Annotated in this window: 15 protein-coding genes; 8 read left to right on the plus strand and 7 right to left on the minus strand. The window is 40.5% G+C overall.

What is annotated here, in order from left to right; translation table 11 throughout:
• Positions 1-188: 188 nt before the first annotated feature.
• The 8 genes from ACZ47Z_RS03295 (at position 189) to tnpA (ending at position 9,529) form a co-directional block, all read left to right on the plus strand.
• Positions 189-1,151 carry a polysaccharide deacetylase family protein gene (locus tag ACZ47Z_RS03295; protein WP_243132275.1) on the plus strand — a complete coding sequence of 321 codons (963 nt, stop codon included), beginning with the start codon at positions 189-191 and terminating at the stop codon, positions 1,149-1,151.
• A 333-nt stretch (positions 1,152-1,484) separates the two neighbouring features.
• On the plus strand, positions 1,485-4,238 hold the full coding sequence (locus ACZ47Z_RS03300; protein WP_464525878.1) for an NYN domain-containing protein: 2,754 nt from the start codon (positions 1,485-1,487) through the stop codon (positions 4,236-4,238).
• A gap of 111 nt (positions 4,239-4,349) precedes the next feature.
• On the plus strand, positions 4,350-5,114 hold the full coding sequence (locus ACZ47Z_RS03305; protein WP_464525879.1) for a CD225/dispanin family protein: 765 nt from the start codon (positions 4,350-4,352) through the stop codon (positions 5,112-5,114).
• Positions 5,115-5,146: 32 nt separating this feature from the next.
• Complete coding sequence (locus tag ACZ47Z_RS03310; RefSeq protein ID WP_288597270.1) at positions 5,147-5,578, plus strand: DUF2752 domain-containing protein; 432 nt, start codon at positions 5,147-5,149, stop codon at positions 5,576-5,578.
• 462 nt (positions 5,579-6,040) lie between these two features.
• On the plus strand, positions 6,041-6,970 hold the full coding sequence (pyrF, locus tag ACZ47Z_RS03315; RefSeq protein ID WP_015527964.1) for an orotidine-5'-phosphate decarboxylase: 930 nt from the start codon (positions 6,041-6,043) through the stop codon (positions 6,968-6,970).
• 70 nt (positions 6,971-7,040) lie between these two features.
• Positions 7,041-7,823 carry a dihydroorotate dehydrogenase electron transfer subunit gene (locus tag ACZ47Z_RS03320; protein ID WP_054754418.1) on the plus strand — a complete coding sequence of 261 codons (783 nt, stop codon included), beginning with the start codon at positions 7,041-7,043 and terminating at the stop codon, positions 7,821-7,823.
• On the plus strand, positions 7,823-8,725 hold the full coding sequence (locus ACZ47Z_RS03325) for a dihydroorotate dehydrogenase (protein WP_015527962.1): 903 nt from the start codon (positions 7,823-7,825) through the stop codon (positions 8,723-8,725). Before ACZ47Z_RS03320 ends, ACZ47Z_RS03325 begins: the two co-directional genes overlap by 1 nt.
• Positions 8,726-9,073: 348 nt before the next feature.
• Positions 9,074-9,529, plus strand: coding sequence for an IS200/IS605 family transposase (gene tnpA, locus ACZ47Z_RS03330; RefSeq protein WP_020436085.1), 456 nt, complete (start codon positions 9,074-9,076; stop codon positions 9,527-9,529).
• Between the two features lie 209 nt (positions 9,530-9,738).
• Here tnpA and ACZ47Z_RS03335 read toward each other — a convergent pair whose 3' ends face one another.
• The 7 genes from ACZ47Z_RS03335 to ACZ47Z_RS03365 all read right to left on the minus strand — a co-directional run bounded on the left by ACZ47Z_RS03335 (position 9,739) and on the right by ACZ47Z_RS03365 (position 14,119).
• On the minus strand, positions 9,739-9,918 hold the full coding sequence (locus ACZ47Z_RS03335) for a hypothetical protein (protein WP_020436084.1): 180 nt from the start codon (positions 9,916-9,918) through the stop codon (positions 9,739-9,741).
• 495 nt (positions 9,919-10,413) lie between these two features.
• Positions 10,414-10,860: a transposase gene (locus ACZ47Z_RS03340; RefSeq protein WP_081016911.1), complete on the minus strand. Its 447-nt coding sequence runs from the start codon at positions 10,858-10,860 to the stop codon at positions 10,414-10,416.
• Entirely contained in the window at positions 10,851-11,243 is a 393-nt protein-coding gene (locus ACZ47Z_RS03345; RefSeq protein WP_020436083.1) for a transposase, read from the minus strand. The genes ACZ47Z_RS03340 and ACZ47Z_RS03345 overlap by 10 nt, the downstream gene beginning before the upstream one ends.
• Before the next feature lie 85 nt (positions 11,244-11,328).
• Positions 11,329-11,466, minus strand: coding sequence for a hypothetical protein (locus ACZ47Z_RS03350; RefSeq protein ID WP_157050626.1), 138 nt, complete (start codon positions 11,464-11,466; stop codon positions 11,329-11,331).
• Positions 11,463-12,281 (minus strand): HipA domain-containing protein, encoded by an 819-nt coding sequence (locus ACZ47Z_RS03355; RefSeq protein WP_464525880.1) that lies wholly within the window; start codon positions 12,279-12,281, stop codon positions 11,463-11,465. The genes ACZ47Z_RS03350 and ACZ47Z_RS03355 overlap by 4 nt, the downstream gene beginning before the upstream one ends.
• A 38-nt stretch (positions 12,282-12,319) precedes the next feature.
• Positions 12,320-12,517 (minus strand): hypothetical protein, encoded by a 198-nt coding sequence (locus ACZ47Z_RS03360; RefSeq protein ID WP_144366189.1) that lies wholly within the window; start codon positions 12,515-12,517, stop codon positions 12,320-12,322.
• Between the two features lie 321 nt (positions 12,518-12,838).
• Positions 12,839-14,119 (minus strand): IS4 family transposase, encoded by a 1,281-nt coding sequence (locus tag ACZ47Z_RS03365; protein WP_464525579.1) that lies wholly within the window; start codon positions 14,117-14,119, stop codon positions 12,839-12,841.
• Positions 14,120-14,173 lie beyond the last annotated feature (54 nt).

Consider the following 14,173-nt stretch of genomic DNA (forward strand, 5'->3'; position numbering starts at 1 on the left):
AGTAACAGAAATGTAACATTTTTCGAATAATTCTTAATGAATCATTACTACATATTTAAGAAGTATGGTTTATAATATATATAATTATACGGATATTGTATGCGAAAGATGCTGGAAATAGTGATGTCAGTAATATCCGTAAGAAAAAGAGCGTTGTTTACAGTAACGCAGAGGGATTGGGAGAGAGAATGCAGCAAAAGATAAAGGAAATGTTGATAAAGATAAAAGATGTACTGGTGGGTGTCTGGCATAGTTATAAAAGAATGCGTCAGGAGAACAATATTTATTTCAACATACTGGTAGGTCTTGTGTTTTTTGCGATTGTCGGAACAGGTGTATGTATGGTGGCAAATGCGCGGGAAGCAGCAGCTTTACGTCAGGTAGAGATACAGAAAGAGAAAGAAGCACAAGAGAAGAAAAAAGCCGAAGAAGAGGCGAAAAAAGCAGAAGAGGCAGCAAAGGCAGAAAGAGATAAGTCCATGTCTCTTCAGCCGGGAGTTGCAGTTGGAACCATGGATCCGCAGGATGATGAGAAAGTCGTTTATCTGACATTTGATGATGGACCGTCTGCAAATACGCAGCGTGTGCTTGATATTTTGGATCAGTATGATGCGAAAGCTACCTTTTTCATTACTGCCCAGCAGCCGGATTATTTTCCTATGATCAAGAAGGTTTATGATGAGGGACATACAGTTGGACTTCACAGCTATACGCATGAATATGATCAGGTCTATGCATCTGTGGATGCTTATTTTGATGATCTTGAGAAAATAGGAGAGGTGGCAAAGGAACAGCTTGGATTTGTTCCATGCTTTATCCGTTTTCCGGGAGGTGCATCAAATTCCATTTCGAAAAAATATACGGCGGGAATTATGACACAACTGACGCAGCAGGTGCTGGATAAGGGATACCAGTATTATGACTGGAATGTGAGCAGTGGAGACGGAGGAACGGTTACGGCAGATCAGATCATCGCACAGTCAGAAACGGATGAGTATACCAAAGTAATGCTCCTGTTCCATGACACAGAGGCGAAGGAATCTACCATCCAGGCACTTCCGACGGTAATGGAGTACTATAAAAATCTGGGGTATTCTTTTAAGGCAATCGATCGGGAAAGCCTGGTTGTGCATCATTCAGTGAATAATTAGAAGATAACAGAGAAAGAAAAGCAGGAGTTGACTGTAAAGAAGAGCAGTCGACTCCTTTTCTTTCTTATGATATGATGTAAGTGTCAAAAGTATAAATTGCGTTTGTGCTCGCACAAATAAGCAATTTATACTTATTGACACGCCGAACACCGAAAACGGAATAAAATGGTGTGAACACGCCATTTTATGGGAGTTTGAGGTGTTCGAGGATTGCGGGAATTGCATAGCAATGGAGCAATCCGGTTACATCAGTGAGTGGCAAAATTTACTTTTGACACTCACATCATCATGATGTAAGTGAAAAACGAGAAAACAATGAAAGGGGCAGATTTTATGGGGAATAACTCAGAAAATAAGCCGGACAGATATATAAATATAGGTATTGTAGCGCATGTGGATGCCGGAAAGACGACATTGTCAGAAAGCATGCTCTATCATGCCGGAGCAATCAGGAAGCTTGGCAGAGTGGATCATAAAGATGCGTTTCTAGATACAGATCAGATGGAAAGAGAACGTGGAATTACTATTTTTTCCAAGCAGGCAGTATTCCGGTGGAAGGATCGCACGATCACACTTCTTGATACACCGGGACATGTGGATTTTTCTGCGGAGATGGAACGCGTTCTGCAGGTTCTGGATTGCGCGGTGCTTGTTGTCAGTGGAGCAGATGGTGTGCAAGGTCATACACAGACATTATGGAAGTTATTAAAAAGATATCAGATTCCGACCTTTCTTTTTGTGAATAAAATGGATCAGGAAGGAACGGATGGTGAAAAACTTCTGAAAGAACTCCGCAAGCGTTTTGGGGAAAATGTCGTTCCATTTGTAGATATCATGACAGAATCTGACTGCCCGGGTGGAAAAGTATATTTACATACGAAAGAGAGCGCAGTGGAAGAGGTGCTGGAAGAGCTGGCTGTCTGTGAAGATGATATGATGGAAGAATATCTGGAAGAGGGAAGGATCTCTCTGGATAAAGTACAAAAAGCAGTTGCAGACCGTCAGGTGTTTCCATGTTATTTTGGTTCGGCACTACATTCTCAAGGCGTGGAAGAACTTTTGGATGGACTTGATCTGTATATAAAAGATAAGACTTATCCGGCAGAGTTTGGGGCAAAGGTTTATAAGATTGCAAGGGATAATCAGGGAAACCGTCTGACCTATCTGAAAGTGACAGGTGGAAGACTGAAAGTAAAAGATGTAGTGGAAGGACTGAATGAAAAGATCAATCAGATCCGGATCTACTCCGGTGAGAAATTTGAGGCTGTCCAGGAAGTAGAAGCTGGAAGAGTATGTGCAGTGACAGGATTGGAAAATACAAGACCCGGGCAGGGAATCGGAGCAGAAGAAGAGTCAGATTTACCGCTATTAGAGCCGGTGTTGACATACCAGATCCTTCTTCCGGATGACTGTGATGTACATAAGATGCTTTTGAACCTAAAGATTTTAGAGGAAGAAGAACCAGAACTTCATATTGTATGGGAAGAACAGACTTCTGAGATTCATGTACAGCTGATGGGAGATGTGCAGATTGAGATTTTACAGCGGATGATAAAGGAACGTTTTGGTGTGCTGGTAGAATTCGGTGAAGGGAGTATCGTTTACAAAGAGACAATCACAGCACCGGTAGAAGGTGTGGGACACTTTGAACCATTACGTCATTATGCAGAAGTGCATCTGCGCCTAGAACCGGGAGAACGTGGATCCGGAATGCAGTTTGCAGCAGAGTGCAGTGAAGATATTCTGGACAGAAACTGGCAGCGGCTTGTTCTGACACATCTGGAAGAGAAGGAACACAAAGGTGTGCTGACAGGTTCACCAATCACGGATATGAAGATTACGCTGACTTCTGGACGTGCACATCAGAAACATACGGAAGGCGGAGATTTTCGTCAGGCAACTTATCGTGCAGTGCGTCAGGGATTAAAGAAAGCAGACAGTATTCTTCTGGAGCCATATTATGAATTCCGAATGGAACTTCCATCAGAAAATGTAGGACGAGCTATGACAGATATCCAAAATATGTCCGGCAAATTCGGAACACCGATGATAGAAGAAGAGACAACAGTGCTGACAGGAAGTGCACCGGTGTCCCTGATGCGTGGATATCAGAAAGAATTCACTGCCTATACAGGTGGACGTGGAAGAATGGCAGTTTCGTTGAAAGGTTATGATATCTGTCATAATCAGGAAGAAGTTCTGGCAGAGTCAACCTATGATTCGGAGGCAGATCTGGCGAATCCGACAGGTTCTGTGTTCTGTGCACATGGAGCAGGATTTGTTGTAGATTGGGATGAAGTTGAAGAATATATGCATATGGAACATACATTGGAATCAGGAAATGATGATGAAATGGATGTAATGGAGGTGACACTTCCAAAACGCAGGCACTCCAGTATTGAACTGACACAGGAAGAGTTGGATGCGATCTATGTCCGTACACCGGATCCGAAGAAGAATCGTTCTACAGGTCCTGTAACTGTCCGGGCAAAGGAAAAGACAAGAGAGCCGGGAAGCGCTTACCAGGATCCGAAGTGGGAAGCGCGCCGGAGAGCGAAAGCCGGAACAGAAGAATATCTTCTGGTAGATGGTTATAATATAATTTTTTCATGGGAGGAACTGAAAGAACTTTCAGAAAGAGATATTGGTGCAGCAAGAGGAAAGCTTGCAGATATTCTAAGTAACTATCAGGGATTCCGCAAATGTACCCTGATCCTTGTGTATGATGCTTATAAAGTAGAGGGGAATCCGGGTGAAGTGATGAAATATCATAACATTTATATCGTCTATACGAAAGAAGCAGAAACAGCAGATCAATATATTGAGAAGACAGTCCGCAGGATTGCGAAGAATGCAGATGTAACAGTAGCCACATCAGATGGACTTGAGCAGGTGATCATCATGGGGCAGGGGGCTCACAGAATGTCTGCGCCAGGTCTGAAAGAAGAGGTTGAGTTGGCATTAAAAGAACTCAGAGGAGAGCATCTGGGCAGGCAGGTAAATCTGAAAAATTATCTTCTGGATTATCTTGATGAGGAAACCGCAAAACAGATGGAAGAAATCCGTTTGGGAAAAGAAAAGTGTTAATTTTTAATGAAGATACAAGTTTTTTTGTGATATTAATGTTATGATATAAGAAATAAAGTCGCAAAACGAACAAGTGAGCAAATTGGTCAGTGCTCTGGGAAAGTGAGAATTGTGACTTACGAAAGCGAGGTAGAGATGATGAGATGTATGAACTGTTATCAGGAGATACCGGATAGTTGTAAGTTCTGCCCGAATTGCGGGGCGAAGCAGCCGGTACAGAAGATGGAACCTGTATCACAGGTGAAGGAAGAGACAACAGATAACATAACAGAAGATACAGCAGAGGTACAGCAGTCGACAGAAAAAGTGCAGTCAGAAGAAGATGTGCTGCCGGAAGAAAAAGTGCAGCCAGAAGAAGATGTGCAGCCGACAGAACCAACACAGCCAGCGGATGTGGCAGGTTCATATCAGAACGATCCATACAAAAGTGTGAATCAGGAGCAGAATACTTCCTATGGTGAACCAAACAACTATGAGTATGGACAGGGGTACGGTCAGCAAAATCAGAATTATAACCAGCAGAATCAGAATTATACTCAGCAAGCTCCAAACTATGGTCAGCAGAACCAGGGATATTATCAGCAGAATAATTTCAATGGAATGCCACAGGAGCCAGTGAACTGGGTTCCATATCTTATATTATCAATTATTTCAACGTTATGTTGCTGTCTCCCGTTTGGTGTAGTGGGAATCGTATTCTCGGCGAAGATCAATAGTGCTATGCTGGCAGGAAATCTTGAAGAAGCACAGAATAATGCGAAGATGGCAAGAATCTGGATTATCGTATCCTTTGCAATTGGTCTTCTTACATGGTTGATCTACATGGTTCTGATCGTGACAGGGGCAGTTTCCGGTTCGGCTTATTACTATTATTAAAAAGTGAGCGGATGATGATTTGGAAGATAAAGATGCGTGAAGCATTTCAAACAAAAAGGTCAGCCAGGATCATCGCAGTTCTGACGGGGGCAGTGATTGCAGTGGCTGCTGCGGGTTATCTCTTTTTTCATAATCCGCACCAGTATCCGCTGCCCTGCCTCTTTCATATTATTACCGGACTGTATTGTCCGGGGTGCGGTGCCGGGCGGGCAAGCTATTCTATTTTACATGGAAGATTTTATACGGCATTCCGGTATAATCCGATGTATGTGACATTACTCCCGTTTCTTGGGATGTATATTGTAGCACGATTGATTGACTGGATTTTGACCGGTGGTAATCATGTGGATCAGAAAATTAATCAGAAAGTTCTATATGTGGTATTAGTTATAGTGGTGGGGTTCGGAATCGTGAGAAATATTCCGATTTATCCATTTACATTGCTTGTGCCGGCGGGATATTAAAAAACAAAACCAGAGAAACGAAGTTCTTTCAGATTCTGTTTAAATGAGTGACAGAGAAAGAACTTCATTTTTCATTTTTTGATTTATTAAAAAGCATGACTAGGAAAATTCTCAAGAATATGGTATTATGAAAAATGATATATTGTGATGTAAGTGTCAAAAGTAAATTTTGCCACTCACTGATGTAACCGGATTGCTCCATTGCTATGCAATTCCCGCAATCCTCGAACACCTCAAACTCCCATAAAATGGCGTGTTCACACCATTTTATTCCGTTTTCGGTGTTCGGCGTGTCAATAAGTATAAATTGCTTATTTGTGCGAGCACAAACGCAATTTATACTTTTGACACTTACATCATATTGTGCGTAAAGAAAAGTAACGCGTCAACCTGAAGGAAAGACCGAAGGTTATCATTCATCGGTGATCCGATGAAAAGTAACAGGATATGGAGGAATGAAGAATGATTAATAAACTGGTAGAGAAGATCAAAAAGACAGGTGCACCGATCGTAGTTGGACTCGATCCAATGCTGAACTACATCCCACAGCACGTACTTGATAAGGCTTATGCAGAGTATGGTGAGACTCTGGAAGGAGCAGCAGAGGCAGTATGGCAGTTCAATAAGGAGATCGTTGACAAGACTTATGATCTGATTCCGGCAGTAAAACCACAGATCGCAATGTACGAGCAGTTCGGAATTCCGGGACTGATGGCATTTAAGAAGACAGTAGATTACTGTAAGTCGAAAGACCTTGTGATCATCGGAGATGTAAAGCGTGGAGATATCGGTTCTACATCTGCTGCTTATGCAACAGCACATCTTGGAAAAATCAAGGTTGGAAGCAAGGAATATACACCATTTGGTGAGGACTTTGCAACAGTGAATCCGTACCTTGGATCTGACGGAGTGAATCCATTTGTTGACGTATGCAAGGAAGAGAAGAAAGGTCTGTTCATCCTTGTTAAGACATCCAATCCGTCCAGTGGAGAGTTCCAGGACAGAATCATTGACGGAAGACCGCTTTACGAGTGGGTTGGTGAGAAGGTTGCAGAGTGGGGAGCTGACTGCATGGGAGATGAGTACAGCTACATCGGAGCTGTTGTAGGAGCTACTTATCCGGAGATGGGTAAAGTATTAAGAGAGATCATGCCGAAGTCTTACATCCTTGTACCGGGATACGGTGCACAGGGCGGACAGGGTAAAGACCTCGTTCATTTCTTTAACGAAGACGGACTTGGTGCAATCGTAAACTCTTCTCGTGGAATTATTGCAGCTTACAAGCAGGAAGCTTATGCGAAGTTCGGACCGGAGAATTTCGGAGATGCATCCAGAGCAGCAGTTGAAGCAATGGTAGCTGATATCAGCGGAGCACTTGCAGCGGCAAAATAATTTACCATAGAAATTGAGAAATCCGCAGATTGTGTTTCTCATAATTTCAAGAAAGGAATTGCATAAGTTTATGGCAAAGCAGAAAGAAAATGCAGTAGTACATTCCCAGGAGCAGCTGGCGGATGGGATCTACAGCATGTGGATCAATACAGAGGCGGCAAAGGACGCAAAGCCGGGACAGTTTATTTCCATGTATACGACAGACGGAAGCAAGCTGCTTCCACGTCCGATCAGTATCTGTGAGATTGATAAAGAGAACGGAAGACTTCGTGTTGTTTACCGTGTGACAGGACCGAAGACAGGAACAGAAGAATTTTCTAAGCTGAAAGCAGGAGACATCATTCCGGTGATCGGACCTCTTGGAAATGGATTCCCATACGAGAAGGCTGAAGGAAAGAAAGTATTTCTGATGGGTGGAGGAATTGGTGTACCGCCAATCCTTGAACTGGCGAAGCAGATGGACTGCGAGAAGAAACAGATCGTAGTAGGATACCGCGACGCACAGACATTCCTTAAGGAAGAGTTCGAGCAGAACGGAGAACTTTATATTTCCACAGAAGATGGAAGTGCCGGAACAAAGGGAAATGTTATGGACGCAATCCGTGAAAATGCTCTGGAAGCAGATATGATCTATGCCTGTGGACCGACTCCGATGCTTCGTGCGATCAAACAGTACGCAGAAGAGAATGGAATCGAGTGTTATATCTCACTGGAAGAGAGAATGGCATGTGGAATCGGTGCCTGTCTGGCATGTGTATGCAAGTCTAAAGAGAAAGACGCGCACAGCAATGTAAATAACAAGCGTATCTGTAAGGATGGCCCTGTATTCTTGTCTACGGAGGTGGAGATCTGATGAACATGAGCGTAAATATTGCCGGTGTAGAATGGAAAAATCCGGTAACAGTTGCATCAGGAACATTTGGCTCAGGAGAAGAATTTTCAGAATTTGTAGACCTGAACCGTCTTGGAGCAGTGACAACGAAAGGTGTAGCAAATGTACCGTGGGCAGGAAACCCGACCCCGCGTGTAGCTGAAGTTTATGGCGGTATGATGAACGCCATCGGACTTCAGAATCCTGGAATCGATCTGTTCTGCGAGAGAGATATTCCATATCTGAAGAATTTTGATACAAAGATCATCGTAAATGTATGCGGACACGCTCCAGAAGAGTATCTTGCAGTTGTAGAGCGTCTTGCAGACGAACCGATTGATATGATGGAGATTAATATTTCCTGTCCGAATGTTAATGCAGGATTTCTTGCATTTGGACAGGATGCACATAATGTGGAAAAGCTGACAGCGCAGATTAAGAAAATCGCAAAGCAGCCGATCATTATGAAACTGACACCGAATGTAACAGATATCACAGAGATCGCAAGGGCAGCAGAAGCCGGTGGAGCAGATGCGGTGTCTCTGATCAATACACTGACAGGAATGAAGATTGATATCAACAGAAAGACATTTGCGGTAGCGAATAAGACCGGAGGAGTATCAGGACCGATCGTGAAACCAGTCGCAGTGCGTATGGTTTATCAGGTGGCACAGGCTGTTAACATTCCAATCATTGGAATGGGCGGAATTTCCTGTGCAGAAGATGCAATCGAATTCCTTCTTGCAGGTGCGAGCGCAGTGTCTGTAGGAACAGCAAACTTCCACAATCCGGCAGTGACACTGGAAGTGATTGATGGAATCGAAGCTTATATGAAGAAGAATGGCTTTGAGAATGTAAAAGATATGGTTGGTATTGTAAAATAAACCCGGAGAGAATTAATAAGATAAATGAATGAAAATGAGTGGAAGGACTGAAAACATTGACAGACTTCCACTTTTTTATTTACGCGAACAACGAGCCAAAGTCCGTGCTTGCACGAGACCTTGGCGACTGTCGCGATAACTTGAGAAACTCGCGGAGCGTGTTTCTCATAGTTTATGGACTTTAGTCTGTTGAGTCCATTGGAGTTTTTCGTTGATCCGAAAAATGTAGATGGACGAAACAATAAACCACCCGCTATGCGGGTGCGCGTCGATTGTTATACAAAAGAAATTACCTTTCCGTGTACAATAAAGTTGTTCAGGCTATATTGTAGAAAGGAAAGGTAATTTATGGCGAAGAAAGAATATTCACTCGCACATACAAAATGGATGTGCAAATATCATATTGTCTTCACACCAAAGTATAGACGAAAAGTAATTTACAATCAATACAAAGAGGATATTAGAGATATTATAAAGCAATTGTGCAGTTATAAAGGCGTTGAAATTATTGAAGGACATCTAATGCCAGATTATATCCATATGTTAGTAAGTATTCCACCAAAGATAAGCGTATCACCATTTATGGGATATTTAAAAGGAAAAAGTGCACTTATGATATTCGATAAACACGCAAACTTAAAATATAAATTTGGAAATTGTCATTTCTGGGCGGAAGGATATTATGTTAGCACAGTTGGATTAAATGAGGCAACAATAAAAAAATATATCCAGGAACAAGAAAAGCACGATATTGCAATGGATAAGTTAAGTGTAAAAGAATATGAGAACCCTTTTAAGGGTTAATGCCAAGTAGTAACAAAGCCCCTTAAGGGGTAGCGACGAGTTAAGAGCAATATGGCTTGAACGGAGCTGTGGGAAGGCTGTGTAAACAGAATTTCCATAGCCTAAAGAGAAAGCCAGCGCCTTGAGACGCGGGCCTAGTAACAAGGGCTTATAGCCCTAGAGCAAACCACCCGTTGGACGGGTGGTGGTCTTTTTTTAAAATAGCGGTACTACTTTTCTTTTCTTTTTAAGGAAACAATAATAGTAATCCATAATGGGATAGAAAAAGCATAGCACCTTACCAGTATGTCAAGGATATTCGTCTTTCCAATTACCTGAATCAAAATCAGTAAGATAATTCCAATCATGATTCCGATACTTGTTATGATAGCCGATAAATGCTTTTTCATAAATTCTTTTTCCTTCCTTTAATTCTGTTACATTCCACAAGATTTCTGGCAACACATATATCTTTCTTAAAAATAAATATTTTACACTACTTTCCTATATTTTTTCGATGTGAAATTAATATGCCAATGGATTCTCATCCTCTCATAACAAAGAATACTCGTTTTTATTGTAATAGTATTATATTATATATTTAGACAACTTTCAATAGACATTCATACTATTCTGACATTTTAGACAATTCGTTTTTCCATAATATTATCTTTCGCAGCACTGCGGTTCCTGCAGATAAAAATTTATTTGGCTTTCCTTACCGCTTATATAACTAAAATTTTTCTTATGAATAAGTTGTTTTTCTGCCGTTTTATTTTTTATGATGTGGGTGTCAAAAGTTACATTTTCTGTGACTGACAACTGCACATATTTTTTGTCCTTTGACAACTGAATAAATCTATGTTTTTGGTATTTCGATTCCGCGAAAGGGCGATTTATCATCCCTATGCCAGCTCAAAAGTTCTGCACTTCAGCTTCCCTTTGGTGTATCTCATCAGTTTAGTGATATTTAGGGAAGCAACTTTAAAGCCGAAGAACTGTTTGGTTCTCAGCGTTCCTCTGACCGGCATTTGATCTACCAGATATTTATTTCGGATGACTGATGGAACAGTCTCCACTCCATTTCGGATTCTTCCAATCCATGCCCAGGTGGCATCGTTCCATATTTCTGATGATTCTAAGATTCGTCTTCTTGATTTTAACGGAACCATCATGACTGCTGTTCTTTCTTTTATTGCAGGATTGCATTGGTTTTGGTATGGGCATCCTTCACACTGGTATCTGTAGAACGAAGCTCGTATGGAATCTGTTTGTTTAATATAGGAATTGCTCTTTGGCTTATTTCCAGCAGGACATTCGGTAATCTGTGTTCCAGCTCCGTTTACCTGAATTTACGGATATTTTCAGAAAGAGCTACAATACAGTCATGAATCAGATCTTTTCCGGTGGTCAGTTCATAAGCTGCATTTCTTTCGCGGAATCTGCTAAACGTCCGATTACTCAAAGGCTGGTTTTCATAACTGGTTGTATGAAGAGCGTACTGATATCGGAAATCAAACTCACACTCTTCAATAATCTCGTCATCCGTAAGTCCATTGAGTTCCTTAAGGATTAGGGCACCTACAATTACATTTACAGGTGCATTCGGACGTGAATTACGCTTATCACTATAGAGTGGGGCAAATATCATCTCATCAATGTTTGAAAAAATAATATCTGAAAATGGTTTTGCCCAAGATTTTTCCAGAATTTTCTGCTTTCTTTTAGATTTCAACTTTTCGGATTATATATACAAAAAGGCCATCACTTCTTATTATAAAAGCGACAGCCTTTTAGATACTATTTACGGTTTTCATTTATTAATTTCGGATTTCTCGAACTGTTCTATTAGCTTTTGCACGGTATTCCTCTGCCACTCGCATTCCTTCTACCACTCTGCATGCTTGATTGTAATAATACGTAACTGCCGTATCAAAAACCTGTTTTCTTTTTTTCAAATCTTTTTGCCTTGTTGAAATAATTTCAGATACTCCAATTTTTGCTGAACGGTTCCTGATATACTCTTCGCACGTTCATCAGGCATATCTGTATTGCATGTCAGTAAATTGTAAACCTCTTTCGGAAAGCTCTCTAATTTACCAATCCCCACAAGATCTGATTTTGATACATATTCCAGTAAGCTAACCTCTTTCTTCTTAAACGAATTTACTGTTACGTCCAGAAGGTTGCTTCCCTGTGGTATGATTTCCTTATTGTAAAACAATGAATTTCCGGTATCAAAAACAGGTGCCATCTTAACCAATCGGTGTAGTTGCGGATGATACAAAAATCCAAAATTGTTATAATGCCTGTCTGTATTACTCAGAATAAAATCTGTCAAAATCGTATATTCTAGTTGTTGACGGACTACCGCTTCTTCCATTCCATAATTCACAGCCTGACGGATAATCTCCTCGAATTCAGAGGAATCGTTTGGTATCTTAATATCCTTGATCAATTGATATGCAGACACTAATTCCAACTCATTCGAGGTAAATAACTGACATAAGGAACTCGGAACTTTTTCTCCATCTACGATTGCCGTGTCAACTCTATATTGGACATAATTATCCCAACCAAGTTTTTCATGAAGTTTGCTTGCAATCACTTCATTGATGGACTGCTGCCCATAATCATTCGCATTCACCTTCATTAGGTAACGGATTCCGTTCTCAATAACCCATTTCTTCTTCATCTCACCATTTAACGATGATGCCGGAGAGAACTTCGAGTAATTCGCATCCACATCCACATTCTTTGAATCTGTTAACAAACTTCCTAATTCATCGGTAAAATCATTTTCATAAAAGTTCAAGTCCTTCCAACAATGTTCTTCCCCAATCGGTTGCATCCAATTGGTAATTCTTCCGGAAGGTACACGTCTAATATATATTGTATTTTTCCTGAATAAATATCGATATCAACCATAGCAACATCAAAATCTTTATGCTTCAAAACATAAAGACCACAAGGTATGTTTGTTGAAATTGTACTTGTTTTATCTTGCATAACTGTCACCCTTTCGATTTTTTTCAGAAAAATAACTTATAGCTATTATACTTTATCTCTCTTGATTTCACAATCTTTTGTTCACGACAAGAGTATTAGCTAAAATAATTTATATAGAAAAATGCAGATACTTTGAATAATATAGGAAAGACCACAGTGGTGTTAGGCACCAATGTGATCAACCTAGTGTCAACTTAAGACAAGTGCCTGTTCAAGTTAATGGCTGACAGTGTGAAAATGAGAAAAGAGGAAGGCAGATTTGAAAAGAAGACGCACTTTAATAGGGCTTCACGGAAAAGCCATATGAAAAGCTATTGATTATTAGAATGCGACTTTTTTGTTGTTAAAATGTGTCCTGCCTATTGCTTTGTTCTTTTTTCGTCGGAATGTTCTTCCAGGCATAATCTGAGATCTGCATCGGAGAGATTCCTTATATAGTCTATCAATTGCAGATAAATCGAAAAGATTACACAGGATTTTGGGAACTATTGTTTTGATACGTCCGATGATAAATGCCCGGTTTGCTTGGTATCGATATTTATTCGTACTTTTAGCGGTAATCTGAATTTCTTCATCAACTTGATTTTTAATAAGAGATGACAGATTTGAAAGAAGTACGTTGATATAAAATTCTTGAAGTACCGAAGTGGTTGTTGCCCCGGAAAATTCTTCAATAGCAAGACGACTTTTCAATTCCTTATATTTTGTTTCGACCGGCCAGCGATAGAAGTAAAGCTCGCGGAACATCTTCTGAGAAATATGTGAATCAAAAAGATTGGTGGCAAGATACTCTTTTGTTCCATCACCGAGAGTAACTTCGATGACTCTTATCTTGATATTCTCAGTTCCGTCTTTTGTGTTGCCAGGAAGAACAGTGATTATGTCGCCAAAGCATTTCTTGGCAATGTTATAATTCTGCTTCAAGCGCATAAGGCAAAGGTGCTGATGCTCGACACAGTAACGAAACATATCTTCAGAATAATAGCCACGATCAAAGATTATAACGCTGTTTTGATAGATATTTAAATCTTCTAAATTATGCAAATGCTCTAAAGCAGCAGAACGTTCAGATGCAAGATATCGCTGAAAAGAAGCATGGACGATATAATCATCAAGAACATCATAAACAATGGAACCAAGTCCCATAGTAAAACGGCGGCTTGGATCAGGATATCCAAACATTTCACCGAAGAATTCGAAATTCGATTTGGAATTAGGCAATTCTATTTTGGAACCATCAATGGCAAATAAATGATATCCGTTCCAAAGTTTACGAGATGGGAGCTGCTTATAGAATAAATCAACCGATAAATAGTAGAGCTCTTTGAATAAGGCAGGGTTAATAAATTGGCGAGCCTTTGACAGAGCCTGCTTTGAAATGTCAGGGAAATCAAGGCATTCAAGATCTTCCCGAATACGGGAAAGATTTTGAAACATGGAGGCTTTTGAAGTATAAAGCAGATACATAATTACCTGAAAAAGAGAAAGTTTTCGTTTGCGAACAAAATGATTTTTTACACGATGTGGTTCCAGTTTTTCTGGGGTTGTGATATAATCCTTAATGGATTGGATGATATTTTTGCAGATGTCAATTCGATTCATATGATATACCTCCTAAAGTGTAATTAAGGTTCGTGGCGAGACGAACAATTCCTT

It is taken from the genome of Mediterraneibacter faecis (genome assembly GCF_055383675.1).